Raw genomic sequence first — 24901 nt, forward strand, 5'->3', positions numbered from 1 at the left:
CGCTTAAAGTCCACAAGTGTCCAATTGGCGATCCGCTTCGTCCGGGGCGGTGTGGCGCGAGGGCGGGGGAAATCCTTAAGCCCCTCCGTCCCGGGCGGAGCGGATCGCTTCTTTCGGCGGCGCGCGGAGGGGTCTCCGCGCGCCGCTCTTTAGTGGGGCGCACGCAGGCCCAGGTTGGGATTCACCGCTCCAGACCGACAGTCCGAATGTCTCACGCAGAGCAGTAGAGTCAGCGGCGAACAACGATCCGGATCTCTTCAATGCGGTGGCGCGTGGAAATCATCCGCCCGCCGCCGCTCCACTTTCGCACTTTCGCACTTTCGCACTTTCGCACTTTCGCACTTTCGCACTCACGCACTCACGCACTCCCCTACTCGTGCCGGATGGCGTCGATCGGCGAGAGGCGGGCGGCGCGCAGGGCCGGCCAGGTGCCGAAGGAGAGCCCCACCACCAGCGCCGAGAGCGCCGCCACCAGCAGGGTGGAGAGCGACAGCCCGGCGCGGAACGGCACCTCCAGCGAGGCGCGCATCCAGGCCGAGGCCGCCACGGCGCCGAGCACGCCCAGCAGCAGCCCCAGCGCGCTCCCCGAGCCGGTGATCGCCACCGCCTCGGAGAGGAACTGGAGGACGATGTCGTGCCGGCGCGCCCCCACCGCCTTGCGGATGCCGATCTCGCGCGTGCGCTCCGTCACCGACGCCAGCAGCACGTTCATGATGCCGATGCCGCCCACCAGCAGCGAGATGGCGGTGATGGCGCCCATGAACAGCTTGAAGAGCAGGAGCCCGCGCATCGCCTGCTCGGCGCGCGCCTGCTGGGTGCCCACCACGAAGTCCCTCCCGCCCCTGCCGTAGCGCCCCGCCAGCCAGCGCTCGGTGGCCGCCTTCACCGCCGCCACCTCCTCCACCCGCGGCGCCTTGACCAGCAGGACCCGGGGGCGCTCCGCCTCGCCCGCCGCCATCACCGCCGGCCCCGCCGAGAGCGGCACGTACGCCGCCAGCCCCCGCTCCCCCTCGCGCGGCGCCAGCACGCCCACGATCCGGCGCGGCCCGCCGCGGAACTCCACCGTCCGCCCCAGCAGCGCCTCGGGCCGGCCGCCGGGCGCCAGCGCCGCCGCGAACGGGTGCGAGACCACCGCCACGGGCGCGCCGGCCCGCGCCTCCGCCTCGCTGAAGAAGCGGCCCCAGCGCACTTCCAGGTCGTACATGCGCGCCGCGCCCGCGGTGGCGGCCGTGACCCGGGCGCCGCGGTCGCGCCCGGCGCCCGGCGCGCGCACCACGGTGGTCCCCGAGTAGGTGATCACCACCTCGGCCGCCCCGGGCACCCCCGCGGCGGCCGCGCGCGCGTCCTCCTCGCCGAAGAGAGTGAACTTCTCGCGCGGGACCGGCACCCCGTCCAGCGTGTCGAAGAGCACGGGGGAGACGAACACGTTCTGGATGTCGGTGGTGCGCGCGATCTCTTTCCGCGCGAAGCTCTCCATCCCGTCCCCCAGCGACAGCACCGCCACCAGCGAGGCGACGCCGATCACCACCCCCAGCGTGGAGAGGAAGGTGCGCAGCGGGTTCACGCGGAGCGCGGCCAGCCCCACGCGCACCGACGAGAGGGAGGTCACGCGCGCCACGGGACGCTCCCGGCGCGGGCGTTCGGAACGGGGACGTGCATCCGGATCGAAGACGGAGAAGGTGTCGGACGAGGTCGGACGGGCAGGCGGACGGTACGGGGCGCCGAGGGGGCGAGTTTCTCGGGCAACCGTCCCGGGCGGTTGAACCGCTGCAACAACCACGCGAAGTCCGCCTGCGCGGGACTAGCGGCTGCGCCGCGCGCTTCGCGCCTCGAAGCCAGTCTCCTGCACCGAAGCCGGCCTCCGCGCCGAACCAGCCTGCGAAGGCAGGCTTCTCGCCGTTGTTGCCGCGGGTTTACCCGCCCTGGCTCCCCTTCCTACGCCGCCGCCTCCGCCGGGGCGGGCTCCGGCGCCTCGGGCTCCGGCGCGGGGCGCTTCTCCTCGTCGGGCGGGGGGAGGAGGTGGTCGATGGGGATCACCTCCTCGGCCATCCCCTTGCGGCGCGGGTCGGCGATCCAGCGGGCCACGCGCTGCATGAACGCCCACACCCCGCCCTTCCCCGGGCGCTGGTAGTCGTCGCGGGTGGGGTCGGTCCCCATCTTCTGGAAGACGGCGGTGAGCCACTCCGGGCCGTGGCCCCCCACCTCCATCTCGGGAAGCCAGCACTCCAGCTCGCCCGTGGGCACCAGGAACAGCCCGTACTCGGCGCACCCCTCCAGCAGCGTCTCGGCCAGCTTCCGCACGTCGCCCGGCGCGCGGTAGATGCCGCCCTCCTTGTAGTCCTCGTTCCTGAACTTCTGGTGCAGGCGGTTGCGCTGCTCCTCCCACGGCTCCCAGAACACGGGGGGGACGAACGCCGCCTTCAGCAGGTCGCGGAAGTCCTCGCGCCCCTTGAGCAGGTCCAGGTCCACGACGGCCACCGCCGGGATCCCCATCTCGCGCAGCGGCCGCAGGATGCGGCGGATGGTCTGCTTGTTCTGCGCGTTCAGGAACACGCACCCGTCGGCCCCGCCCTCGCGCGCGGCCAGGAGCCGCTCGTTGACCTCGCTGTAGAAGACGCGGTCGGCGTCGGCCTCGCAGATGATGGCGCCCTCGTGGAACAGCGCCCCCAGCACGCCGGTGGAGCGCAGCAGCGGGTCCTTCATCATGGCGTCGAGCTTCTCGGCCGAAAGGAGCCGCGCGGTGGCCACGCCGGCGCGCCAGGTGAGCCGCACCACGTTCACCCGCTTGCCGCTCTGCACGCACCCCATCAGGAACTCGGGCGAGTGGGTGGAGGCCAGCACGTTGGCCCCGCGGTCGGCCGCGAGCTGCGTGAGGCGCTTGCCCAGCTTGCGGGTGAGCGGCGGGTGCAGGAACGCCTCGGGCTCGTCCACCAGCATGATGCGGTAGTCGGCGCTCATCACCGCCGAGGTGAGGCCGGTGAAGGCGCGCACCCCGTCGCTGAGCTCGGCGATGTCGTGCGCCCGGCCGTGGAAGGCCAGCGCCCGCTCGTCGTCGCCCTGCTCCTCGGCCGTGTCGAAGGGCGCGCGCTCCGACATGCGGATGCGGAACACCTCGCCGTCGGTCTTGTCGATGGCGAAGTAGAGCCCGAAGGCGTCGGCGGTGATCTCGCGGATGCGCTCGCGGGCCCGGTGGTCGCGGTAGAGCGCCCCCAGGTGGTGCGCGGGGTGGGCGTCGGGGTCGCCCGCGGCGCGCGGCTGCGTGAGCAGCAGGCGCGTCTGCCCGTCCAGGCGCACCGTGAAGAGGGTGAGCACGTCGCGGCAGAGCAGCTCGAACTCGTCCTCGGTGAGGTCGTCGACCGAGTGGAGCGCCTTGATCACGGCGTCCAGGTTGATGAGCTGCTCCTCCAGGGGCTCGGGCGCGTCGGTGGCGCGGCGGCGCGACACCTCGCTGGGCGACTTGAGCCGCACCACGCGCGTGTAGCCGGGGAGCGACTCGCCGGGCTCGTCCTTCAGCTGGCGCGAGAGCACCATCTGCATGACCACTTCGGGCGCGGGAAGGTCGGGCTCCAGCCCGGCGACGATGTAGCCCACCATCTCGCCGCCGCTCTCGATGAAGTCCTCCAGCTCGCGCAGCGCCAGGCTCTTCCCCGAGTTGTTGGGCCCCACGAACACGGTCATGGGCCCCGGCGAGAAGCTGAGCCCCTCGTCGCCCTCCTCGGCCCCGAACCGCAGGGTGATGGTCTTGAGCATCGTGGCGGAGATTCGGTGCGCCGGGAAGCTACCCGGCGTGCGGTGGCCGCGGCTGGACCCGTCCTGTCCTTCCCTCCCCGGCTTGCGGCCCCCGCGCGCCCCTGATTCTCCCGCGCGCCAGCATGCCGTTCGCACCGCGATCGCTGCCCGCCGGATTGCCAGAAGCGCGCCAGCCCCGTTTCATCCGTCCAGTCCGCCCCTTGTCGCCGCACGGGGGGCGCACGCACCTTGTCGCCGTCCCCGTCCGCCATCCGTCCATCCCCAGGAGGAGCGCCCATGCCCGCCACGCCCCGCTTCCCGGCCCTCGCGGCCGCCCTCGGCTTCGCGCTCCTCCCGCTCGCCGCCGCGGCGCAGCCGGGGACGGACACGGTGCGCGTGCAGGTGGTGCCGGTGGCGGGCGGTGTGTGGATGCTGGTGGGGCGCGGCGGCAACATCGGCGTGTCGGCGGGCGACGACGGGGTGGTGCTGGTGGACGACCAGTACGCGCCGCTCACGGAGCGCATCCGCGCGGCCGTGGCCACGGTGAGCCCGCGCCCGATCCGCTTCGTGCTGAACACGCACTGGCACCCCGACCACACGGGCGGCAACGAGAACCTGGGGCGCGGCGGGGCGCTGATCGTGGCGCACGACAACGTGCGGGTGCGCCTCGGCAGCGAGCAGTTCGTGGAGCGGCTGAACCAGCGCTTCCCGCCCTCGCCGGTGGCGGCGCTCCCGGTGGTGACCTTCAACGACGCGGTCACCTTCCACCTGAACGGCGACGAGGTGCACGCCTTCCACGTGGCCCCCGCGCACACCGACGGCGACGCGGTGGTGCACTGGCGCCGCGCCAACGTCATCCACATGGGCGACGTGTTCTTCAACGGCGCGTACCCGTTCGTCGACACCTCGAGCGGCGGCTCGGTGCGCGGCGTGCTGGCCGCGTGCGAGCGCGCGCTGGCGCTGGCGAACGCCGAGACGAAGGTGATCCCCGGCCACGGCGCGCTCTCCGACCGCGCCGGGCTGCAGGCGTACCGCGACATGCTGGCGACGGCCGTCCAGCGCGTCTCGGCCGCGGTGGCCGCGGGGAAGACGCTGGAGCAGGTGAAGGCCGAGCGCCCCCTGGCCGACCTGGACGCCGCCTGGGGCCGGGGCTTCATCACCCCCGAGTCGTTCCTGGAGACGCTCTACCGCGAGCTCGCGAGCGCGGCGCGGCGGTGAGGGGCGGATGACGCGGATGACGGACTCGCGCGCTTCGGCGGGCTCCGGCGCCGCGGCGGGCGGCCCTCACCCGCCGCCTTAGAGCGGCAACCCTCTCCCAACTTCGGGAGAGGGTGGACTTTACGGGGCTCGGCGGGGGAATCGGGGGTTGCCGGCTGTCCCCTGTACCCTATCCCCTGTTCCCTGGCGGTTGCGTGAGGGATGCGCGCCCGGAGGGCCGGGACACGGGCGCACCGGGGGTTGGGCGCGAACGTGGCCCGGCGCGGTTGGGCACGGTCGTATCGTGCCCTACCGCGCGCGCAGCCCGGCCCGGAGCGCAGCGGAGGGACACGCCCGAACCCGCAGTTCGTCGTTCGTCGTTCGCATGTGCCTGATCCCACCCGAGCGCGGAGGAGAGACGTGGCGGGCTCCGAGGCGGCGATCCGCAGGCAGTCCGAGGTCTACGTGGGCGGGATGGCGGGGAGGACGCCCACCATCCCCGTGGACGTGCGCGAGCTGGAGGAGGAGGCGCGCCGGGCCATGTCGCGCGAGGCGTACGCCTACGTGGCGGGCGGCGCCGGCGGCGAGAGCACCGTGCGCGCCAACCGCGAGGCGTTCGAGCGCTGGCGCATCGTCCCCCGCGTGCTGCGCGACGTCTCCGAGCGCGACACCTCGGTGGAGCTCTTCGGGCGCGAGCTTCCCGCGCCGCTCCTGGTGGCGCCGATCGGCGTGCTGGAGCTGGCGCACGCGGAGGCCGACCTGGGCGTGGCGGCCGCCGCGGCCGAGGCGGGGGTGCCGATGGTGTTCTCCAGCCAGGCCTCGGTGCCGATGGAGGAGTGCGCCCGGGCGATGGGCGGCGCCCCGCGCTGGTTCCAGCTCTACTGGAGCAGGAACGACGCGCTGGTGGAGAGCTTCGCCCGCCGCGCGGAAGGCTGCGGCTGCGAGGCGATCGTGGTGACGCTCGACACCACGCTGCTCGGCTGGCGCACGCGCGACCTGGACCTGGCCTACCTCCCCTTCCTGCGCGGCAAGGGGATCGCGCAGTACGTGAGCGACCCCGTCTTCATGGCCAGCCTGGACGACGTGGCGCCCTCCGCGGCGGCCGGCCAGAAGCGCGAGGTGAACCTGCGCTCACTGGCGGCGTTCGTGGAGCTCACGCGCGCGCACCCGGGGAGCTTCTGGAAGAACCTGCGCTCGAAGGCGCCGCTGGCGGCGGTGCAGCAGTTCGTGGGCACCTACTCGCGCCCGTCGCTCACCTGGGACGACCTCCCCTTCCTGCGCGGGCGCACGAAGCTGCCGATCCTGCTGAAGGGCATCCTCCACCCCGACGACGCCCGCCGCGCGCTGGATCACGGGATGGACGGGGTGATCGTCTCCAACCACGGCGGCCGCCAGGTGGACGGCGCGATCGCGACGCTGGACGCGCTCCCGGGGATCGTCGAGGCGGTCGCCGGCCGCGCACCCGTGCTGATGGACAGCGGCGTGCGCGGCGGCGCGGACGTCTTCAAGGCGCTGGCCCTGGGCGCCCGCGCGGTGCTGGTCGGCCGCCCGTACGTCTACGCGCTGGCGCTCGCGGGCCGCGCGGGCGTGCTGGAGCTGCTCAGGAACTGGATCGCCGACTTCGAGCTGACCATGGGGCTGGCCGGGTGCCGCTCGGTGGCCGAGATCGGACCGGAGGCGCTGGTGCGGGCGCAGTAAGGCGAGCAGGTGTGCGTCGAATTACCCGACGACGACTGGATAATCGATTCGCCGCGATGCAAAGCGGAGGCAGGCTTCGACGTCCTCCGGTTCGAGATCCGGAAGCTCCTCCAGGACCTGCTCGCGCGTCAGCCCGGAGGCGAGCAGGTCGAGGACGTCGGTCGCGCGAATGCGCATTCCCCTGATGCAGGGGCGCCCGCTGCACTGGCGGGGGTTCACGGTGATGCGATCCATCAAGCCCACAGGACTATACCAATCAGCTGAGGATCCGTCCAAGATCAAAAAAACCTACAACTCAATGCCTCACACGGAGTTAACGGAGACAACAGAGAACCCGTGCCGTTCTCCGCTGACTCCGCTGACTCCGTGTGAGATTCTGCAGTTCGTCCCCGGCCCGGCGCCTCACATCGGCGTGGCGCCGCGGTACTTGGAGAGCGCCTCCAGGAACACCTTGCTGGCGCGGGCGAAGGCGCCGCGGCGGCGCAGCTCCGTGGGGCTGGAGCCCACGAACTTCTGCGTGACGCGCCTGAGCCCGCTGTCCGACGAGTAGCCGCAGGCGTGCGCCACCGAGAGCACCGTGCGCCCGGGGTCGTCCAGGAGCTCGCACGCCAGCAGGATGCGCATCCACGCCAGCAGCTTGCGCGGCGGCGGCAGCTCGGCGCGCTCGCACCAGCGCAGCAGCGTGCGGCGCGAGAGCTGGAGCGAGCGGGCCAGGTCGCGCCCGTGGCCGCCCACCGCCACCACCTCGGCGGCCGCGTCGACGATGGCGCGCGCGCGCCCCGGCGTGTCGGGCGGCAGCACGTTCTCCAGCAGCGCCTTGAGCGGGCGGCCCTGCGAGGCGCGGAAGCGCTGCACCAGCGCCTGCGGCGTGTCGTCGTGGGCGATGGAGATCACCTGCACCACGCCCCACTTCCCCAGCGTGCGCAGGTCGTCCACCCGCTCGGGCTTCACCTCCAGCGCGGCGAACACCGCCGTGGAGGGGAACTCCACCAGCAGCGAGCGCAGCGCCGGCGAGGGGCCCGCGCGGCCGTTGGTGTCTTCGTAGGGGTTCACCACCACCAGCGCCGAGGGGGGCGAGTCGCGCACCGCCTCTTCCAGCGAGGGCCAGTCGGGGACCGCCTGGAACGTGTACTCCTTGCCCGCGACCTTGCGGACGCGCTCGCGGAACTGCTCGTCGCCGTGCAGGACCAGAAGGGGGCGTGCTCCGATCTTCATAAGCGTGGCCGGGCTGAAGGTGACCTGGGTTGTCCGCGGGTGGCGGGGGTGTGTCTTTCGGTGTCGCCCGCCGGGCGCACCGAAGCCTCCGCCTGCCGCGGGAATACGCTTCACCGCCGGCGCGCCCCCGCGTCAGGGGCGCGCCGGCGGGGGACTACCGGGCGACCAGCGAGGCGTTCAGCGAGCGGACCAGGTCCGCCGCGAACGCGTCCGTCTCCTCCTCGCGCTCGGGGCGCGGCGGCGCCTCGGCGCGGGTGCGCACGGCGCGGCCGCGGCGCGCCGACTCCAGCACCGACTCGGCGGTGAGCAGGGTGCGTCCCTCGCCCCGGTCGCGGGCGATCTTCACCGCGCGCTCGGCCGCGCGCTCGGCCCGCTCGCTCTCGCCGAGCTGCGCGGCGCCGTGGGCCAGCTCCAGCAGCACCGCGCTGGCGTTCTCGGTCTGCTCGTTGCGCGCGAGCCCGTCCCACACCTCGTCCCAGCTCTCCTCGAAGAGCCGCCGCTGCCCGGCGCCGGCGGAGGCGCGCACGATGTTGGCGAGCCCCACCAGCCGGTCCTCGTGCCGCATCATGTGCGGCAGGAGCGCCTGGAACACGGTGAGCGCCGCGGCGAAGTGGCCGCGCTCCATCCAGAAGTAGGCGATGTCGTTGGCCAGCGCCGAGAGCCGCGGGTGGTCGGGGCCGTACAGCTCGAAGGCGCCCCGGGCGTAGCGCTCGGCGTCGTCGTTCTGGTTGGACCCGGCCGCGAGCACGAACAGGTCGTGCAGCGCGGCGCCCTGGATCGAGCGCAGGCTGTGGCGGCGCGCCGCGCGCAGCGCGCGCACGTGGAAGCGCCGCGCCGCGGGGAAGTTGCCGCGCTGCTTGTACAGGTTGCCGAGCCCCGAGAAGGCCAGCGCGTAGCTGGTCCAGTCGCCGCTCTGGCGGGCCAGCGCCACGGCGCGGCGGAACCAGGTCTCGGCGCGCGAGTACTCGGCCCGCCGCCGCGCCAGGCGCCCCACCGCGTACGCCGCGCCCGCGTCGAACGGCACCGCCAGCGCCGCGGCCTGCGCGAAGGCGATGGAGGTGGCGGCGTGGTCGTGGTTGTCGGCCCAGTGCGCCACGTGCTGGCAGGCCAGCTCCACCGCCTCGGGCCGCGCCTCGCCGGGCGAGGCCACCATGCGCATGATGGTCATCAGCGGCGACTCGAGCTGCACGTCCACCTCGGCCGAGCGGATCATCCCCAGCAGCCACGCGTCGGCGCCCGGCACGAACACCTCCGCGCGCTCGTCGGGCGGAAAGCTGGACCACAGGTTCACGTCGCGCAGCGACTGCCACAGCAGGAGCCCCAACGGCCCCCGCACCTCGTCGAGCACGCCCAGTCCTTCGAACGCCTCCTGTCCATGGGTGATCGCGGGAGGGGTCCGCCAGCGGCGCGTGGTGCGGCGCACCGGCGGCGTGAGTCGCTTGGGTCGCATGTCCTGACTCCGGGAGTGCAGCAGGTGGGAAGGGACGGCCCCGGACCAGCGGGTTGGGAAATTTGCACGGTATGATAAGCGCTATCTCCCTGCCGCGCCATGGTCTTGCGAAGCCCCTCCCTCAGAAAGCTACTCCCACCTGAGCGCAGTCGGTCCCATTAAGATCGCACACGAAAGTGCCAATATCGACACCCACGGGACATTAGATCATGTAGCGGGGGTTCGTGTATACACGCAAGTCCGCTCGTATTCTTCCCTCCGGTGCAGCCCCCGGACGCATACTGGCCGCCCCCTGGACCGTACCCGCGCCGGCCGCATTGTGTCGGCAAGCGAGGAGAAATCGTTTCCATCCGGACCCGGTCCGAGAGCCTCGGGAGGGGGGACGGGAGGCGTGACGGGGCCCGCGCGGCGAGCTGGAGCGCCGGACCGTTCCCAATCGGGAACACCCGCTCCTCACCCGCTGTCCCCCGCCACCCGCCGGAGGTCGGCGATGGCCCGCTCGGCGTAGCGCGCCGCGTGGGGTCCGCCGCGGTCGAGGTCGATCGACTGCAGGGCGGAGGAGGCGTCCACCAGCAGCCCCTGCTCGCGCGCGAAGCCCGGGGCGCGCAGGTCCAGCTCCTCGATCTGCTCGTCGATGCGCGCCAGCAGGCCGCGCAGCTCGGGAATCAGCGCCCCGCGCTCCAGCGGGTCGGCGGCCGCGGCCAGGGCGTGGAAGCGCTCGATGGCCTGCCCGCAGAGCCGCCGGAACTCGGGCGGATGGGAGGGAATCGCCGGGTCGGTCATCGGACGGGGCACGGGAGAGGCGGACGTCGCCTGCAACATGCCCCCGCGCGGCGGCGCGGTCAACCGGGCTCGCCGGAGTGCGACAGCCCCGGTCTCGCTAGGGGTTCCTCTGCTGACTTCGCTGACTCTGCGCGAGACCTGCCGTTTCCGATCCGGGGCGCGGACGCATAAGGCGAACGGCACCGGACGCGAGCGCCCGGTGCCGTTCTCCGTTTCGGCTGATCGAGGAAAGACTACCGCGCCTTCGCCTTCTCCTCGGCGATCCAGCGCTCGATCTTCTCGCGCAGCATGGGGAGCGTGACGGTGCCGTCCTCCAGCACCCGGTCGTGGAAGGCGCGGATGTCGAAGCGGCCGCCCAGCTCGCGCTCGGCCTGCTCGCGCAGGGACCGGATCTCCAGCATCCCGGTCATGTAGGCGGTCGCCTGGCCGGGCCAGACGATGTAGCGGTCCACCTCGTTCTCCACCTGCGTGCGCGACTCGGCGGTGTGGCGCAGCATGTAGTCGACGGCCTGCTCGCGCGTCCACCCCAGCACGTGCATCCCGGGGTCCACCACCATGCGCGCCGCGCGCAGCGCCTCGTTGGAGAGCAGCCCCATGCGGTCCAGGTCCGACGAGAAGAGCCCCATCTCGTCGGCCAGCCGCTCGGCGTACAGGCCCCACCCCTCGCTGAAGCCCGAGTTGCCCAGCACCCGGGTGACCATGTGCGCCTGCGGCCGCTCCAGCGCCAGCGCCAGCTGCAGGTGGTGCCCCGGGATCGCCTCGTGGAAGGCGGTGGACTCGATGGAGGTCCTGCTCGTCTTCTCGGGCTCGTAGGTGTTGATGCGAAAGCGCCCCGGGCGGCTGCCGTCGGCGGTGGGGAGCTCGTAGCTGGCGCCGGGTGCCGAGCGCTCCTCGAACTCCTGGTACGGCTCCACCACCACGTCGGCCCGCGGGAGGCGGCCGAACCACTTCCCCATCTCCCGCTTGCTCCGCCCGATGGCCGCGTTGGAGTAGTCGATGATCTGCTGGCGCGTGCGGAAGGTGTACTGCGTGTCGGTGCGCAGCCGCTCCAGCAGCGCAGGGACGTCGGAGGTGTTGAAGCTGCGCTGGGCGATGGTGCGCATCTCGGCCTGGATCTTCTCCATCTGCTGCAGGCCGGTGCGGTGGATCCACTGCGGGTCCTTCTCCAGCGTGGTGAAGCTCCTCACGCGCGCCCGGTAGCACTCCGCCCCGCTCGGCAGCGCCGAGACGCCCACCGCGTCGCGCGCCCGCGGCAGGTACTCGCTCGCCAGGAAGTCGTGGTGGCGCCGGATGGCGGGGTTGATCTGGGTGGTGACGAGCTGCTCCCACTCGCGGCGGAACGCGGCGTCGCTGTCGCGCTGCGCGGGCGAGTAGAAGGGCGACTGCGCGGCCGCGCCCGCCACCATCAGCTCCAGCTGCTCGATCACGCGGCGGACGTTCCCCTTGGGCGACGAGTACCCCTGGCGGAGCCCCTCGCGCAGGTTGGCGGTCTCGTTGTCGATGAAGCGCGGCACCTGGCGGAAGCGGGCGAGCGCCTGCTGCCTGAGCTCCGCCGTGCCCACGGGCTGGATGGCGGCCAGCTGCGGCAGGCTGGTCTGCCACCCGCCCAGCTGGTCCACGTTCCAGTACTCGCCGTGGCAGACGCGGCTCTGGCGCCCGCTCTCGCCGTTCTCGCGCAGGAAGCCGAGGGTGATGTACTCGGGGCGGCCGGCGAGCGCCCGCGGGTCGAGGGCCATCACGCGGGCGTGGAAGGCGTCTTCCTCGCGCTCGCGCTGGCGCATGGCGGCCAGCGAGTTGTCGGTGAGCCGGTCGTGGCGCACCCCGGGGAGGCCGTAGTAGGTGCCGAACTCGGGGTAGTGCCTGAGGCCGACGGCGATGAACTCGTCTGCCAGGGCGTTCACCCGCGCGGCGAGCGAGTCGGCGGCGGGGCGGGCGGCCTGCTGCTGTGCCGCCGCGGGCGCGAGCGCCGACAGCGAGAGCGCGGCCGCCGCGGCCCAGCGGAAGCTTCGGTTCATGGGGAGGTCTCCAGCAGAGATTTTCGGGGAGCGCTGCGCGCACGGGCTGGTACGCGCGCACACGCGAAAGGATTCACCGGCCTGTGAGGCTCCGGTCCGGGGCGGCTGAAGCCGCAGCAACGACGGCGAGAAGCCTGCCTTCGCAGGCTGGTTCGGCGCGGAGGCCGCCTCCGGCGCGAGAAGGCGGGTCACACGGCGCGAAGCGCGCGGTGCACCCCGCGCGCTTCGCGCCGCGCGGGCTCGTACTAACGCACTTCCGCACTCACGCACTCACGCACTTTCAGTCCCCCACCACCTCATACCCGGCGTCCGACGCCTCCACCGGCTCCGGGGAGAAGCGGATCGCCTCGGCGAGGGCGGCGGCGGCGCGGTCGGCGTCCGACGGCGTGCGGGCGTGCACCTCGGCGACGGCCTGGCCGGGCTCCACGCGGTCGCCGATGCGCGCGAGCATGACGATGCCGACGGCGGGGTCCACCGGGTCGTCCTTCTTCCGCCGCCCCGCCCCCAGCGCCAGCGCCGCGTCGCCGACGGCGCGGGCGTCGGCCTCGGTGATCCAGGCGGGCCCGTCCAGCGCGGGCGCCAGCTTCGCGACCACCGGCGCGGCCGGGAGGAGGCCGGGGTCGTCCACCACGCGCGGGTCGCCGCGCTGCGCCTCGACCAGCTCGGCCAGCTTGCGCGCGCCGGCGCCGGAGTCGCGCAGGCCCGTGAGCGTGGAGCGCGCCTCGTCCGCGTCCCGCGCCAGGCCGGACATCAGCAGCAGGTGCGCGCCCAGCTCCAGGGTCAGCGCCCAGAGGTCGGCGGGGCCGCGGCCGTGCAGCGTCTCGATCGCCTCGCGCACCTCCAGCGCGTTGCCCACCGTGCGGCCCAGCGGCTCGCGCATGGAGCTGAGCACGGCGCGCGTCGCCCGCCCGGCGCCCCGGCCGATGCGCACCAGCGTGCGGGCCAGCTCGCGCGCCTCTTCCAGCGTGCGCATGAAGGCGCCCGAGCCCCACTTCACGTCCAGCACGATGGACGACGCGCCGCCGGCCAGCTTCTTCGACATGATGCTGCCGGCGATCAGCGGCACCGAGTCCACCGTCGCCGTCACGTCGCGCAGCGCGTAGAGGGCGCCGTCGGCGGGGACCAGCGCGGGGCTCTGGCCCACCAGCGCGCACCCGGTCCGCTCCACCTGCGCGCGCATGGCATCGGGCGACAGCTCGGTGGCGAAGCCGGGGATCGACTCCAGCTTGTCGAGGGTGCCGCCGGTGTGCCCCAGCCCGCGGCCCGACATCTTCACGAACGCCGCCCCCGCCGCGGCCATCAGCGGCACCAGCACGATCGACGTCTTGTCGCCCACGCCGCCGGTGCTGTGCTTGTCCACCGTGGGCCGGCCGATTCCCCCCCAGTCGAGCGTGGCGCCGCTCTCCACCAGCACGCGGGTGAAGGCGAGCGTCTCGGCCTCGGTCATCCCCCGCCACACCACCGCCATCAGCCAGGCGGCCATCTGGTAGTCGGGGACCTGCTTCGCCAGGTAGCCGCCGACCAGCGACGCCAGCTCGTCGGCCGAAAGCTCGCCGCCCTGCTTCTTCCGCTCGATCAGGGCGACGGCGCTCGCCGCGTCCGCCGTCATCCGCCCGTTCCCGGGTGGTGGAGCCGCTCGGAGTCGAAGGCGCCGGGGAGCATCTCCGTGAGCGGAGTGACGCGCACGCCCCCGCCCGGCGCGGGGGTGACGACCGGGATGCGCGGCGCGAACTCGTGGAGGACCTGCCGGCACCCGCCGCACGGCGTGCACGGAAGGTCGTCGTCGGGCCCGACGACGGCGATGGCCACGAACTCGCGCGCCCCCTCCGAGACCGCCTTGCCGACGGCGATCCGCTCCGCGCACGAGCCGAGCGGGTAGGCGACGTTCTCGACGTTCACGCCGGTGAAGACGCGCCCGTCGGCCGCCAGCAGCGCCGCGCCCACGGGGAAGTTGCTGTACGGCGCGTACGCCCGGCCGCGCGCCTCGCGGGCGCGCTCCAGCAGCCCGCGCGCGGCGGCTTCGTCGAAGGTGGAGCGGGAGATATCGGCCAAGCGCGGCTCGCGGGATCCGGTGAATCGGGAAAAACGGGGCTGGAATATACGCGGGAGGCGAGCGTTCGTGCACCCGGGGGTCTCCGCTCGGCGCTTCGCGCGACGGATGACACCGGGGCCCGGTACGTTTCGGCAGGCTCCGGCGCGGCGGCGGGGGCCCTCACCCGCCGCCTGAGAGCGGCAACCCTCTCCCCACTTCGGGAGAGGGTGGACTCGACGGCATGGCGCGAGGGACGGAGATCCGGCCTCGGCGCCACGCGATGGGAATGCACGGGAGCGAATGGGGTTCTGCGGTCGAAGCCTGGCGGGGTTCGCGAAGCTCCCCGTGGTTCCAGCGGATGTCTTCAGGCACTCGCACTCCGCCGCTCCAGCCTGAACGAATCGCCCCTCTCCCCGGTGGAGCGGGAGAGGGGCGGCGGCGGACGGCCGGGAGACGCGTGTCAGTCGCCGTAGTGGCGCTTGAAGTCGTCGGTGACCTGGCGCAGGAGGCGGTCCACCGGGTCCTTCGCGGCCGGGAAGAACACCGCGTCGGAGAGCGAGTTGAGCGCCGAGCGCACGTCGGTGAAGCGGTCGGCGAAGCTCATGAACAGGTCTCCCACCCCGTGCCGCAGGGCAAGCTCGTTCGCGGCGGCGGTGCGGAAGCCCACCGCGCCCAGGTCGTCGTAGTAGGAGATGGACGGGGCGCCCTTGCGCCGCACCCGGTGCGTGATATGGTCGGGGAAGAGCCCGCCCAGCCAGAGCGCGAAGTTGCCCAGGTGCACCCGCAGCATGAACTCCCGCTCGCCGCGCGCCCGCTCGATGGCCTGGAGGATGTCGGCCAGGTAGAAGAACGGCCCCTCGCCGGTGCCGCCCACCGTGTACGCCCTCCCCGCCATGCCGAACTCCAGCAGCACGGCCGCCGTGTAGTCGGCAAGCTGGCGGTCGTGGATCTCGCGCTGCAGCAGCGCGTGCCGCACCAGCAGGTAGAACAAGAGCGGCGCCGGCGCCCGGCTGATGCCGTCGCGGCGCAGCAGCTCGCGCAGCACCCCCACGTCGTCGAGCAGCGCGTCGAGCCCCTGTTCGCGGAGCCGCTCCTCGCCGCCGGGACCGACCAGCGCCAGGAGCAGCTCCGCCTCCCGCCTGCCGAAGGACGCCCTCACGTTCGGCTTGATCATCCCCTTTCCTCCGAGTGGCTTGCAGCGTGGGTCACCGTCCGTTTCGCCCTTCTCTACCCGCGCCCGGGCCGCCGTGGTTCCGCGGTCCGGACGCCTCGAAACGTCCGGTTGTGCAGGAGAAGTGCCGCGCGTGCCGACACCGTGCGCGGGAGCGGGTTGCGGGGTGGGCCGGACGGCGGGTGTGCGCTTCGTGCACTTTGCGGACCCGGGCTTGCATCTGCGCGGGGTGGGCGCAACGAACCACCCGCAACCCCACGCGACCGATGAAGCTGCCTCTCCCCAGGTCCTGGCGGGCGCACCTCGACCCCGAGCTGGAGAAGCCGTACTTCCGCGAGCTGCGCGAGTTCGTGGACCAGGAGCGGGCGCAGCACGAGGTGTATCCGCCGGAAGACGAGGTGTTCAGCGCCCTGGAGCTCACGCCGTACGAGCGGGTGAAGGTGCTGGTCCTGGGGCAGGACCCCTACCACGGCCCCGGGCAGGCGCACGGGCTGGCGTTCTCCGTCCGCCCGGGCGTCACGCCGCCGCCGTCGCTGCGCAACATGCTCCGGGAGCTGAAGGACGAGCTGGGTTGTCCGGTTCCCGACAATGGTTATCTCGTCCCGTGGGCGAAGCAAGGGGTTCTGCTGCTGAACGCCGTGCTCACCGTGCGCGCGGGCGAGCCCAACTCGCACAAGGGGAAGGGGTGGGAGAAGTTCACCGACGCGGCGATCCGGGCCGTGAACGCCCGCCCGGACCGGGTGGTCTTCGTCCTGTGGGGCGGCTACGCGGCGAAGAAGGCGGCCCTGATCGACGGCGGCAGGCACGCCGTGATCCAGTCGGCGCACCCCTCGCCGCTTTCCGCGAAGCGCGGCTTCTTCGGCAGCCGCCCGTTCTCGAAGGTCAACCGGGAGCTAGAGCAGGCCGGTCAGGCGAAGATCGAATGGTGCCTGCCGGATCTCGGCCGGTAGCTCGGCCACCTTCAGCGCGGGGATGCGGATCCGCCGCACCTGGGGCTGGTGGTGGCGGAGCGCGGCGGACGGCGCGGTGCGGGCGCCGTACCAGGTGCGCGGGCGGCGGTGCAGGGGCAGCGGCGGGGGCGTCACGGAAACCTCCTCTGGCGCTTCGAGACGCTCGGGGAACGGCCGGCGCGGCCGGACCTTCACCCTCCCGCCCGCGCAACCCGCGAGCCAGAAACGCAAGTCATCTCCATCTGCTACATCTGATTGCACCGCAACAGCTTGGAATGTGTACGGCATGGACAGCGGCCGGCACGCCGGGGCACCGCTGGTACAGGTGAGGCAAAGATTTCTCCAGGTGGACGGCGGGCTCACCCTGTCCGGGGGATGCCGAAACCGCGGGGGACGCCCGGCTCGAAGAGACCGGCCCGCGCCGCCGTCGCGGCACCGGGAGCCCGCGCGGACGGAGGTGCGGCGGCGCGGTGTCAGAATCGAAAGGGAGTGGTCCGTTACACCCGTGCAGGCCGCCGCGAGGGCCGCGAGATCCACCCCCGCCAGGAGAAGCCCGATGTTCAGCGTCTACGTCCGCAACCGCAAGCGCCGCCTGTGGTCGCCCGGCACCATCGTGGCGTCGGTGCTGGCGCACGTCCTCCTGCTGGCCGGCGCCGTCTCCGCGGGGGTCGGCGACCTGGGGCCGCAGGACGAGCCGCAGGCCGACATCGAATGGATCGCCGAGGTGACGCCGAAGCCCGTGACGCCGCCTCCTCCCCCGATGGATCCCACCCCGCCGCCCCCGGCGCCCGAGCGGCCCCGGATCGTGGAGGGCGACCACCGGGAGATCGAGAACGTGGAGACGGTGCCGACGGAGCTCCCGAAGATCGATCCCAACGAGCGGCCGGTCGACCCCAGGGAGTACTCGGGCGAGGGACGCCAGGCCGGGAACGTGATCGTCCCGAACCCGGCGCCGAACCCGGCCCCGCCGGCGGGCGACCCGCAGCCCTCGGGCAACGGCGAGGGCCCGGTGTCGGCCGAGGTGGCCACGGAGCTGCCGGCGCTCGCCAACCGCGCGGAAGCCGAGCGGCTGCTGCGGCGGTACTACCCGCCCCTCCTGCGCGAGTCGGGGATGACCGGGCGCACCGTCGTCACCCTGATCATCGACGCCGAGGGGCGCGTGGAGCCCGGCAGCGTGAGCGTGCAGGAGACCTCGCACCCCGCGTTCGCCGAGCCGGCGGTCAAGGTCGCCGAGAAGATGCGGTTCCGCCCCGCGAAGCTGGGCCGGGAACCGATCTCGGTGATCATCGCCATCCCGATCGAGTGGCGGCTGGAGAACTGAGCGGGCCGCGGCAGGCCCCTCGCGCGAAGAGGCCCGGCTCGCGAGCCGGGCCTCTTCGCGTCTCGAGGGATCTCCGCGAAAACAAGTGGGGCGGGAGCCCGTGAGCCCCCGCCCCGCTTCGCCGCTCCGTCCGGAGGTTACAGGTCGCGATCCCGGCCCAGGTCGCGCTGCAGGTCGCCGAGCTTGTCCTGCACCTTCCCCTCCAGCCGGTCCATCTTCCCCTCGGCCTGCAGGCTGCCGTCGCCGGTGAGGCCGCCGACCGCGTCCTTCACCCGGCCCTTCAGGTCCTTGCCCTGGCCTTCGAGCGAGTTCTCCAGGCCGCGATCCTCCAGGTTCCGATCCGCCATCTCTCCCTCCTCGTTGCCGGTTTCCCCAGTCCAGAAAGGGGCGCCCCGAGACGTGGCAAGATGTGTTCCCACAATCACTTGCCTGGACGGAGCGGACGCGCCGGCGTCGACGGACGGCCGTCGAGCCGGACAGCGGAAGGCTGTCGTCCCGAGGGGAGCGGCAGCGGCCCGAGGGATCTATTCGGCCTTCCTGCTGGCTGGTCACGCTCACGGTGGCCGGCGCCCGGCGGCATCGGAGTAGATCCCTCGGGCGCACAGGCGCCTGCGCAGACGCGGTCCCCTGCGAATGCGACCTCGGGATGGCGGCGTTTTCGCCGATCCAGATCCCGTCACACCAGCGGCCGAAGCCTCACGCCGGCGCGGGCTCGTGGAGGGCGGGGACCGTGACGGCGCCGGGGACCAGCGGGTGCGCCTTCAGGAGCTGGGCATAGAAGACCAGGTTGCGCGCCAGGTTCTTCGCCATGTTGGCCGTGGTCTGGTTGCGCAGCCGCTTCCCGCGGTCGTCCGCGGGCGGGAACCCCACCTCGCCCACCCAGTACGCGGCGCACTCCGGCGGCAGGGTGAAGCCCATCCAGGTGAGCACCATCATGATGCTCCCCATGGTGGCCAGGGCGCCGTCCTCGCTGCCGGTGATCACGACGCCGGCCACCTTGTTGTAGAGCGCGCTGCGCCCCGAGGCGTGGTACTCCTCGTCGAGCGCGTCGAGGCGCTCGATGGCGCGCTGCATCAGGCTGCTCCTGCCGCCCCACCAGATCGGCGTGGCGAAGATCACCACGTCGGCCGCCTTGAGCTTCGCCACGATCGCCGGCCACTCGTCGTCGTCCGCCTCGCGGAAGCCGAGCCCCACGGGAACGATGCGGTCGGCCAGGCGCACGGTCTCGGCGCGGATCGGGGCGTGGGCGGCCATCTCCTCCAGCACCAGGTCGGAGAGCTCCTCCGTGTTGGAGACGTCGGGCGCGTGCTTGAGCGAGCCGTTCAGCACCAGCACGCGGAGCTCCCGGTGCGCGGGCATGGGGCAGTCCTGGTGGGGCTTGGTCCTGTACATCGGCGGCCTCGGCGGATCGAAGGGGGGATGGAGACGGAAGGAGCGGCGAGACTGCGCGCCACACCGACCGAATCCGCCGCCCGCGCGGGAGGTTCCCGGACCGGCCGGGCGTGGGTTCGACGAAGCCGGGACACGCGGAGAATGTTCCAGCCCCTTCCGGCCCTTCCCTTCGGCGCCAGCCGCACCAGCCTGGTGCAGCGCGCACAACGACGGTTCGCCGGGACCAAAGCGACACACCATGCAGAATCATGTCCGGTAATCGCTTACCACGACGCGAACGGGCCTCTGGAATGGCGCCTCCCTTGCCCCCGCTTCCGCCCACTCCTGCCGCCCGCCACCCCGGGCTCCGTCATTCCACTGCAGCAAAGGAGAGTCGCCGATGCATCGTTCTTCCGTGGTGGCCGTCGCCGTGCTGGCGCTGGCGGCGGCGTGCGCCGACGCCGACCAGGCGGCCGTGGCGCCCGACTTCGACGCCCCGCTGCTGGCCGCGAGCCCGCGTGCGCCCGAGCAGGTGATGCCGGGCGAGGTGCTGGTGAAGGTGAAGCCGGGGGCCGACGTGTCCGCGGTGGGGCAGGCGCACGGGCTGGCGCTGGCCGAGATGGGGTACAGGGGTGCCTTCGCGGTGCTGCGCGGCGCGGCGGGGAACGAGCACGCGATGGCGGCGGCGCTCAAGGGCGACGCGCGGGTGGAATGGGCCGAGCCCAACTACCTGCGGCAGCCCAACGTGATCGACTCGCGGCTCTGGGCGTTCTTCAACCCCGGCGGGCTGAACATGAAGTTCACCTCCGGGAAGAACTCGGGGCAGCCGATCGGCACCAGCTACGCGTCGCGGGCGGACGCCGACATCGACAACATCGAGGCGTACGCGGCGGGCGGCTCGCCCGTGGTGGTGGGCAGCATCGACACCGGGGTGGACCTGACGCACGTGGAGTTCACCGGCCGACTGATCGTGGGCCGTGACTGGTACAACAACGACAACGACCCCACCGACGACGACGGGCACGGCTCGCACACCTCGGGCACCATGGCGGGCGCCACGGTGGGCGTGGCGGGCGTCTCGGGCGCGACGGCGAACGTGAGGGTGCACGTGCAGAAGGTGTGCGGCCGCCGCGGCTGCCCGATCAGCGCCATCTCCAACGCCATCCGCGCCGCGGCCGACGTCCCCGGCATGGTGGCGGTGAACGTCAGCATCGGCGGCAGCAGCCTCTCCACGTCGGAGGCCGACGCCATCGACTACGCCAAGGCGCGCAACGTCCTGGTGGTCGCCTCGGCCGGCAACTCGGGGGCGAGCACGGTGGAGTGCCCGGCGTGCGACCCCGACGCGATCTCGGTGGCCGCCACCAACTGGAGAGACGAGTTGACCAGCTATTCCAACTACGGCTCGGGGCTCGACATCTCCGCGCCGGGCGGGCAGTGCTACTCGAACACCACGCCCGAGGGGTGCATCTACAGCGCCTCGCTGGCCGGCGGGTACGCCTGGATGCAGGGCACCTCGATGGCCACCCCGCAGGTGACCGGCACGCTGGGCGTGGTGGCCTCGGTGACGGGGCTGCGCGGCGCGCAGCTGCGCGCCCGCGTGGAGAGCACCACCGACGACCTGGGCGCCGCCGGCTACGACACCCGCTTCGGCAACGGCCGCCTGAACACCTACCGCGCCGTCACCGGCAACTCGCTGGGCGCCGGACTGTAGTCTCCCCGCCGCAGCCTGACGTGCGAAGGCCGCCCCGGTGCGCCGGGGCGGCCTTCTTTTGGTACGAGGTACGGAGTACGAAGTACGAAACCACGTAGGCTAAGGCTCGGTCGTCCGTACCTCGTACCCCGTACCTCGTACTCCCGTACTTTCGTACCTCTCTAAACTCCCGCCATCACCCGCTCGCCGTGCCCCGCCGGGGTCTCGTCCAGCACCCGACCGTCGAAGAGGTGGATCGAGCGCTCGGCGTACTCGGCGTAGCGCGGGTCGTGGGTCACCATCACGATGGTGGCGCCGCCCCGGTGCAGCTCGGCCAGCAGGTCCATCACCGCCTCGCCGTTGGCCGAGTCCAGGTTCCCGGTGGGCTCGTCGGCCAGGAGCACCGAGGGGTCGCCGGCGATGGCGCGCGCCACGGCCACGCGCTGCTGCTGGCCGCCCGAGAGCTGCGACGGGTAGTGCCGCGTGCGGTGCCCCATCCCCACCTTCTCCAGCGCCTCCTGCACCCGCCGCTTCCGCTCGGCCGCCGGCATCCCGCGGTAGGTGAGCGGCAGCTCCACGTTCTCGGCCACCGTCAGGTCGCCGATCAGGTTGAACGCCTGGAAGATGAAGCCGATCTCGCGGTTGCGGATGGTGGCGCGCTGCCTGGTGGTCAGGGCCGACACCGGGTGCCCGTTCAGCGTGTAGCTGCCGCCCGAGGGCGAGTCGAGCAGCCCCAGGATGGAGAGCAGCGTGGTCTTGCCGCACCCCGAGGGGCCCGCGATCGAGACGTACTCGCCCCGGCGGATCTCCAGGTGCACGCCCGCCAGCGCGTGCGTCTCCACCTCTTCGGTGAGGAACACCTTGCTCACGTCCTCCATCCGCACCAGCGCCGGGTTCGGAGCGATCATCGTTCGGTCTCCAGTCAGATAGCGTGGAGCGCCGGCCCGGGCGGGGGCCGGCGCGTCGTCGTCGTCAGGTCACTCGTAGCGGAGCGCCACCATGGGGTCCACGCGGGTGGCGCGGCGGGCGGGCACCAGCGAGGCCGCCACGCCCGCGGCCACCAGCACCAGCAGGGTGAGGCCGAACACCGCCGGGTCCACCCGCTCCACGCGGTAGAGGATGATGCGCAGCCCCCCAGCCAGGAAGTACGCGAGCACCAGCCCCAGGGCGATGCCGACGCCGAGCTGGAGGAGCCCCTGGCGCAGCACCAGCCGGGTGACGTCGGCCGGCTGGGCGCCCAGCGCCATGCGCACCCCCATCTCGCGGATGCGGCGGCTCACGTTGAACGCCATCACCCCGTACAGCCCGATGGCCGCCAGGAAGAGGGCCACGAAGCCCATGATCATGAAGATCGTCCCGAACACCCGGTAGAACCACGTCTCCTCGTCGATGCGCGCCTGGAGGGTGCTGACGAAGTAGATCGGCAGGTCGGGGTCGAGCGCGCTCACCATCTCGCGCACGGGGCCGGTGAGCGCGCCGGGCTCGCCGCGCGTGCGGGCGATCACCGACATGAAGCGCTGCGGCGACTGCGCCAGCGGCAGGTAGACGCCCTGCGGGTCCTCGTCGTCGGATTCGGGGCCCTGCATCCACATGTCGGGCACCACGCCCACCACGGTGAGCCACGGCCCCCGGCTGTCGGGGCCGCCCAGCCGGAAGCGCCCGCCCACCGCGCTCCGCCCAGGGAAGTGCAGCTTCGCGAACGACTCGTTCACGATCGCCACGGGGACGCTCCCCATGCGGTCCTGCGCGGTGAAGTCGCGCCCGTCGACCGACACCTGGAAGGTGGAGAAGTAGCCGGGCGACACCGAGGCCACGCGCGTGAACGGGTAGTCGCGCTCGGTGGCGTACGCCTTCCCCTCCAGCGCCACCCGGTCCATCCCCGTCCCCAGCGCCGGGAGCGCCGTGGCCAGCGCCACGCTCTCGGCGCCCCGCAGCTCCACCACGCGCGCCTGCAGCTGGTCCAGGAAGCGCAGCTGCGCCGCCGAGTCGCCGTACTGCGCCTCGGGGAGGCCGACGCGCGCGGTGAAGACGTTCTCGGTGGGGAAGCCGTAGTCCTGGTTCTTCAGCTGGGTGATGCTCTTGACCGCCATCCCCGCCGCCACCAGCAGCGCCACCGAGAGCGCCACCTCGAACACCACCAGCGCCTTCGACAGCCGCCCGCCGCGGAAGCTGGAGGAGCCGCGCGACTCGTCCTTGAGCACCTCGTGCACGTTGGCCTTCGACGCGCGGAGCGCCGGGAGCACCCCCGAGACGAAGGTGGCGAAGAGGGTGATGGCCAGCACGAAGAGCAGGATCGGCCCGTCGATCTTGATGTCGATCCAGAACGGCGGGTCGGTGCCGGCGATGGCGTTGTTGAAGGAGCGCACCCCCAGCCAGGCGAGCCCCAGCCCCAGCACGGCCCCGGCGGCGGCCAGCACCATCGGCTCGGTGAGGAACTGCTTGACGATGCGCCCGCGCGAGGCGCCGACGGCGGTGCGGATCCCCACCTCCTTGGCCCGCATGGCCGCCTGGCTGAGGAGCAGGTTGGCCACGTTGGCGCAGGCGATCAGGAGCACCATGAACACCGCGGCCAGCATGGTCATCAGCATGGCGGTGATCTCGTCGCCGATGTACTCCTCGGTGTACGGCTTGAGGACGGCGCCGATGTCCTTGTTGCTCTCGGGGTAGGCGATCGCCAGCCGCTTCGCGATCGCGCTCATCTCCACGTGCGCCTGGTCGATGGAGACGCCGGGGCGGAGGCGGCCGAACACCTCCAGGGTGGTGCCGTCGCCCCGCCTGGCGGGGAGCGCCTCCTGCATCGGGAGCCAGAGGTCTTCGGTGAAGGGGAACTCGAAGCCCTCGGGCATCACCCCCACCACCTCGGCCTCCACCCCGTTGGCGCGGATCGTTTTGCCGACGATGTTCGGGTCGCCGGCGTAGCGCTGCTTCCAGAGCTGGTAGCCGAGGATGACCACGCGCGGCGCGCCGGGCTGGTCCTCGCCCTCGCGGAAGGTGCGGCCCAGGTGCGGCTGCACGCGCAGGAGGCGGAAGGTGTTGGCGGTCACGTAGGCGCCGTCGAAGCGCTCGGGCTTCTCGGCGCCGCTCACGTTGACCGTGCCGTTCCAGAAGGCGGCCAGCCCCTCGAAGCTCTTCTGCTGGGCGCGCCAGTCGTAGAAGTCGTGCAGCGGCACCTCGAGGCTCTGCTGGTCCTGCGGGAGGTTGTTGCGCTCCAGGTGCACCAGCCGCTCGGACTCGGGGAAGGGGAGCCCGCGGTAGATGGCGCCGTAGACGATGCTGAACATCGTGGTGGTGAGCCCGATGCCGAGCGCCAGGGTCAGGACGGAGACCGCCGAGAACCCGGGGTTTCGGACCAGCTTCCGCGCGCCGTAGCGGAGGTCCTTGAGTAAAGACATTGGATCCGGCTCCGGTGTGGTGGGCGGGACGGGGCGTCCCTTCCGGCCGGCCGGGCTGAGGCGCCCATGCCGCGAAAAATGCGAAGTGCGGGCGCCCTTACGGGGCAGGTGCAGCTCTGGTTTCGCGGGCGGTGACGGGGCGTGGATGGGTGAGATGAGTACCAGCGGAGCGGGATGAAGATGAGGAGCGTCAACTTGTTGGAAAGGGCGGGAGAAACTCGAACTGTTCCACCTTCCTGATTCGTTCGAAGTCAGCCAGGTTCTCGGTGATGAGCTTATGACCGAATTCCCGGCACGACGCAGCGAGCAGCACGTCGGTCAGGAACGAGCGGGTGTACGCGCCGGGCGAAAGTAGCCTGCGCTCCACCAATCGTGAGATGATCTCGCCGCTCCTCTTCCAGGTGCCGAAGGTAGGTACGACGATCCGTCTCTTCCGCTCGAACGGGAGGATGAAATCACGATGGACGACCCGTGCACGCCTGGAATCGCGGGCTCCCGCCAGCAACTCCTGGGCGACGGCTGCGTGCAGGAAGGTGGAGGAGAGATGATCGTCGTAGAACTGCTTCAGTTGCTCGACCTTCTGTCGGTCCCGGTCCGCACCGACGTAGATGTTCGTGTCAAGGATGAAGCCCATCAAGCCGCGTCCTCAGCCACATCATCGAATTCATCGAGGTCGCGGATGCTGTTGGACCCGCCGATGCGATCCAGCCCGGCGTAGACTTCCCGGCGAAACGCGACGAGGTCCAGTGCTGCCTCGACCGTCTCGGTTTCGGTCTTTGTGCCCAGGATCTTTTTTGCGCGATCCAGCTTCTCCTGATCGATGCGCATGTTCTTGCGGCGGACGGTGCTCGTGCGTGCCATCGCTACCTCCTCTGCTGTTGTACAGA

22 protein-coding genes are annotated in these 24901 nt (G+C 72.2%); 5 read left to right on the forward strand and 17 right to left on the reverse strand.

The window, feature by feature from the left end; all coding sequences use genetic code 11:
• Positions 1 to 370: 370 nt before the first annotated feature.
• On the reverse strand, positions 371 to 1618 hold the full coding sequence (locus tag VF746_00610) for an ABC transporter permease (GenBank protein ID HEX8690911.1): 1248 nt from the start codon (positions 1616 to 1618) through the stop codon (positions 371 to 373).
• Between the two features lie 317 nt (positions 1619 to 1935).
• Complete coding sequence (locus VF746_00615) at positions 1936 to 3750, reverse strand: AAA family ATPase (protein HEX8690912.1); 1815 nt, start codon at positions 3748 to 3750, stop codon at positions 1936 to 1938.
• 276 nt (positions 3751 to 4026) lie between these two features.
• Here VF746_00615 and VF746_00620 point away from each other — a divergent pair, with 276 nt between their 5' ends.
• On the forward strand, positions 4027 to 4947 hold the full coding sequence (locus VF746_00620) for an MBL fold metallo-hydrolase (GenBank protein ID HEX8690913.1): 921 nt from the start codon (positions 4027 to 4029) through the stop codon (positions 4945 to 4947).
• Between the two features lie 399 nt (positions 4948 to 5346).
• Positions 5347 to 6624, forward strand: a complete 1278-nt coding sequence (locus tag VF746_00625) for a lactate 2-monooxygenase (protein HEX8690914.1) — start codon at positions 5347 to 5349, stop codon at positions 6622 to 6624.
• Positions 6625 to 6645: 21 nt separating this feature from the next.
• Here the strand turns inward: VF746_00625 and VF746_00630 are convergent, their stop codons facing one another.
• From VF746_00630 to VF746_00665, 8 genes are all read right to left on the reverse strand, one after another.
• Entirely contained in the window at positions 6646 to 6858 is a 213-nt protein-coding gene (locus VF746_00630) for a DUF433 domain-containing protein (protein HEX8690915.1), read from the reverse strand.
• A 168-nt stretch (positions 6859 to 7026) separates the two neighbouring features.
• A complete protein-coding gene (locus VF746_00635) occupies positions 7027 to 7839 on the reverse strand; it encodes a helix-turn-helix domain-containing protein (GenBank protein ID HEX8690916.1) in 813 nt (270 codons plus the stop codon).
• A 154-nt stretch (positions 7840 to 7993) separates the two neighbouring features.
• Positions 7994 to 9289 (reverse strand): tetratricopeptide repeat protein, encoded by a 1296-nt coding sequence (locus VF746_00640; protein HEX8690917.1) that lies wholly within the window; start codon positions 9287 to 9289, stop codon positions 7994 to 7996.
• Positions 9290 to 9742: 453 nt separating this feature from the next.
• Positions 9743 to 10072, reverse strand: coding sequence for a hypothetical protein (locus VF746_00645; GenBank protein ID HEX8690918.1), 330 nt, complete (start codon positions 10070 to 10072; stop codon positions 9743 to 9745).
• A 233-nt stretch (positions 10073 to 10305) separates the two neighbouring features.
• Entirely contained in the window at positions 10306 to 12087 is a 1782-nt protein-coding gene (locus tag VF746_00650; protein HEX8690919.1) for a DUF885 domain-containing protein, read from the reverse strand.
• Positions 12088 to 12367: 280 nt separating this feature from the next.
• Entirely contained in the window at positions 12368 to 13696 is a 1329-nt protein-coding gene (locus VF746_00655; protein ID HEX8690920.1) for a thymidine phosphorylase, read from the reverse strand.
• Positions 13693 to 14139, reverse strand: coding sequence for a cytidine deaminase (locus VF746_00660; protein HEX8690921.1), 447 nt, complete (start codon positions 14137 to 14139; stop codon positions 13693 to 13695). Before VF746_00660 ends, VF746_00655 begins: the two co-directional genes overlap by 4 nt.
• Before the next feature lie 440 nt (positions 14140 to 14579).
• Complete coding sequence (locus VF746_00665) at positions 14580 to 15293, reverse strand: hypothetical protein (protein ID HEX8690922.1); 714 nt, start codon at positions 15291 to 15293, stop codon at positions 14580 to 14582.
• Positions 15294 to 15556: 263 nt separating this feature from the next.
• Between VF746_00665 and VF746_00670 the strand changes: the two genes are divergently transcribed.
• Complete coding sequence (locus VF746_00670) at positions 15557 to 16240, forward strand: uracil-DNA glycosylase (protein ID HEX8690923.1); 684 nt, start codon at positions 15557 to 15559, stop codon at positions 16238 to 16240.
• Here the strand turns inward: VF746_00670 and VF746_00675 are convergent.
• On the reverse strand, positions 16184 to 16375 hold the full coding sequence (locus tag VF746_00675; GenBank protein ID HEX8690924.1) for a hypothetical protein: 192 nt from the start codon (positions 16373 to 16375) through the stop codon (positions 16184 to 16186). The genes VF746_00670 and VF746_00675 overlap by 57 nt on opposite strands.
• A gap of 421 nt (positions 16376 to 16796) precedes the next feature.
• On the opposite strand from VF746_00675, the gene VF746_00680 reads away from it, so the two are divergent.
• Positions 16797 to 17561 (forward strand): energy transducer TonB, encoded by a 765-nt coding sequence (locus VF746_00680; protein HEX8690925.1) that lies wholly within the window; start codon positions 16797 to 16799, stop codon positions 17559 to 17561.
• A 137-nt stretch (positions 17562 to 17698) separates the two neighbouring features.
• On the opposite strand, the gene VF746_00685 is transcribed toward VF746_00680, so the two are convergent.
• Both VF746_00685 and VF746_00690 read right to left on the reverse strand, forming a co-directional pair.
• Positions 17699 to 17908 carry a CsbD family protein gene (locus VF746_00685; protein HEX8690926.1) on the reverse strand — a complete coding sequence of 70 codons (210 nt, stop codon included), beginning with the start codon at positions 17906 to 17908 and terminating at the stop codon, positions 17699 to 17701.
• A 349-nt stretch (positions 17909 to 18257) separates the two neighbouring features.
• A complete protein-coding gene (locus tag VF746_00690) occupies positions 18258 to 18953 on the reverse strand; it encodes an NAD(P)H-dependent oxidoreductase (protein ID HEX8690927.1) in 696 nt (231 codons plus the stop codon).
• A 379-nt stretch (positions 18954 to 19332) separates the two neighbouring features.
• Between VF746_00690 and VF746_00695 the strand changes: the two genes are divergently transcribed.
• The gene (locus VF746_00695) at positions 19333 to 20643 is read left to right on the forward strand and encodes a S8 family serine peptidase (GenBank protein HEX8690928.1); all 1311 of its coding nucleotides are present in this window, start codon (positions 19333 to 19335) and stop codon (positions 20641 to 20643) included.
• Positions 20644 to 20804: 161 nt separating this feature from the next.
• Here the strand turns inward: VF746_00695 and VF746_00700 are convergent, their stop codons facing one another.
• From VF746_00700 to VF746_00715, 4 genes are all read right to left on the reverse strand, one after another.
• Positions 20805 to 21530, reverse strand: coding sequence for an ABC transporter ATP-binding protein (locus VF746_00700; protein HEX8690929.1), 726 nt, complete (start codon positions 21528 to 21530; stop codon positions 20805 to 20807).
• A 69-nt stretch (positions 21531 to 21599) separates the two neighbouring features.
• Positions 21600 to 24014 (reverse strand): ABC transporter permease, encoded by a 2415-nt coding sequence (locus tag VF746_00705; protein ID HEX8690930.1) that lies wholly within the window; start codon positions 24012 to 24014, stop codon positions 21600 to 21602.
• Positions 24015 to 24204: 190 nt separating this feature from the next.
• Positions 24205 to 24648 (reverse strand): PIN domain-containing protein, encoded by a 444-nt coding sequence (locus VF746_00710; GenBank protein HEX8690931.1) that lies wholly within the window; start codon positions 24646 to 24648, stop codon positions 24205 to 24207.
• Positions 24648 to 24875, reverse strand: a complete 228-nt coding sequence (locus VF746_00715) for a hypothetical protein (protein ID HEX8690932.1) — start codon at positions 24873 to 24875, stop codon at positions 24648 to 24650. The genes VF746_00710 and VF746_00715 overlap by 1 nt, the downstream gene beginning before the upstream one ends.
• Positions 24876 to 24901 lie beyond the last annotated feature (26 nt).

This window comes from Longimicrobium sp. (genome assembly GCA_036389795.1).
GTDB lineage: Bacteria > Gemmatimonadota > Gemmatimonadetes > Longimicrobiales > Longimicrobiaceae > Longimicrobium.

Bases quoted from the DNA above. Each gene is read 5' to 3' on its own strand.
- VF746_00615 (HEX8690912.1), bottom strand. From the start codon at position 3,750: ATGCTCAAGACCATCACCCTGCGGTTCGGGGCCGAGGAGGGCGACGAG.
- VF746_00620 (HEX8690913.1), top strand. From the start codon at position 4,027: ATGCCCGCCACGCCCCGCTTCCCGGCCCTCGCGGCCGCCCTCGGCTTC.
- VF746_00630 (HEX8690915.1), bottom strand. From the start codon at position 6,858: ATGGATCGCATCACCGTGAACCCCCGCCAGTGCAGCGGGCGCCCCTGC.
- VF746_00635 (HEX8690916.1), bottom strand. From the start codon at position 7,839: ATGAAGATCGGAGCACGCCCCCTTCTGGTCCTGCACGGCGACGAGCAG.
- VF746_00640 (HEX8690917.1), bottom strand. From the start codon at position 9,289: ATGCGACCCAAGCGACTCACGCCGCCGGTGCGCCGCACCACGCGCCGC.
- VF746_00645 (HEX8690918.1), bottom strand. From the start codon at position 10,072: ATGACCGACCCGGCGATTCCCTCCCATCCGCCCGAGTTCCGGCGGCTC.
- VF746_00650 (HEX8690919.1), bottom strand. From the start codon at position 12,087: ATGAACCGAAGCTTCCGCTGGGCCGCGGCGGCCGCGCTCTCGCTGTCG.
- VF746_00655 (HEX8690920.1), bottom strand. From the start codon at position 13,696: ATGACGGCGGACGCGGCGAGCGCCGTCGCCCTGATCGAGCGGAAGAAG.
- VF746_00665 (HEX8690922.1), bottom strand. From the start codon at position 15,293: ATGATCAAGCCGAACGTGAGGGCGTCCTTCGGCAGGCGGGAGGCGGAG.
- VF746_00670 (HEX8690923.1), top strand. From the start codon at position 15,557: ATGAAGCTGCCTCTCCCCAGGTCCTGGCGGGCGCACCTCGACCCCGAG.
- VF746_00680 (HEX8690925.1), top strand. From the start codon at position 16,797: ATGTTCAGCGTCTACGTCCGCAACCGCAAGCGCCGCCTGTGGTCGCCC.
- VF746_00685 (HEX8690926.1), bottom strand. From the start codon at position 17,908: ATGGCGGATCGGAACCTGGAGGATCGCGGCCTGGAGAACTCGCTCGAA.
- VF746_00690 (HEX8690927.1), bottom strand. From the start codon at position 18,953: ATGTACAGGACCAAGCCCCACCAGGACTGCCCCATGCCCGCGCACCGG.
- VF746_00695 (HEX8690928.1), top strand. From the start codon at position 19,333: ATGCATCGTTCTTCCGTGGTGGCCGTCGCCGTGCTGGCGCTGGCGGCG.
- VF746_00700 (HEX8690929.1), bottom strand. From the start codon at position 21,530: ATGATCGCTCCGAACCCGGCGCTGGTGCGGATGGAGGACGTGAGCAAG.
- VF746_00705 (HEX8690930.1), bottom strand. From the start codon at position 24,014: ATGTCTTTACTCAAGGACCTCCGCTACGGCGCGCGGAAGCTGGTCCGA.
- VF746_00710 (HEX8690931.1), bottom strand. From the start codon at position 24,648: ATGGGCTTCATCCTTGACACGAACATCTACGTCGGTGCGGACCGGGAC.
- VF746_00715 (HEX8690932.1), bottom strand. From the start codon at position 24,875: ATGGCACGCACGAGCACCGTCCGCCGCAAGAACATGCGCATCGATCAG.